The sequence below is a fragment of the Planococcus sp. 1R117A genome, from assembly GCF_051417975.1.
Classification (GTDB): Bacteria; Bacillota; Bacilli; order Bacillales_A; family Planococcaceae; genus Planococcus; species Planococcus shenhongbingii.
Map to the genome: position 1 here is coordinate 1 of NZ_JBPRLO010000019.1, position 634 is coordinate 634.

Sequence of the window (634 nt, forward strand, 5' to 3'; positions counted from 1 at the left end):
AACGGGCTTTGACTAGTTGTAGGCACACGGTTTCAGGATCTGTTTCACTCCCCTTCCGGGGTGCTTTTCACCTTTCCCTCACGGTACTGGTTCACTATCGGTCACTAGGGAGTATTTAGCCTTGGGAGATGGTCCTCCCGGATTCCGACGGAATTTCACGTGTTCCGCCGTACTCAGGATCCACTCAGGAGGGCACGCCTTTTCGGCTACGGGGCTGTTACCCAGTGTCGCGGACCGTTCCAGGTCGCTTCGCCTAACGCGTGCTTTTGTAACTCCGTATTGAGTGTCCTACAACCCCAAGAGGCAAGCCTCTTGGTTTGGGCTGTTCCCGTTTCGCTCGCCGCTACTCAGGGAATCGCATTTGCTTTCTGTTCCTCCAGGTACTTAGATGTTTCAGTTCCCTGGGTCTGCCTTCTCATGTGCTATGAATTCACACATGGATCCTGCCCCATTACGGGCAGGGGGTTCCCCCATTCGGAAATCTCCGGATCAATGCTCACTTACAGCTCCCCGGAGCATATCGGTGTTAGTGCCGTCCTTCTTCGGCTCCTAGTGCCAAGGCATCCACCGTGCGCCCTTTCTAACTTAACCATTAGAAAGTCGACCGATCACTCGGTCTCATCACTTGTGTTGC

At 54.1% G+C, this 634-nt stretch carries 1 rRNA gene; it reads right to left on the bottom strand.

Going from position 1 to position 634, the window contains the following annotated elements:
- A 23S ribosomal RNA gene (locus tag ACSFXN_RS19795) occupies nt 1-591 on the bottom strand; the annotation flags it as partial.
- Nucleotides 592-634: the final 43 nt, after the last annotated feature.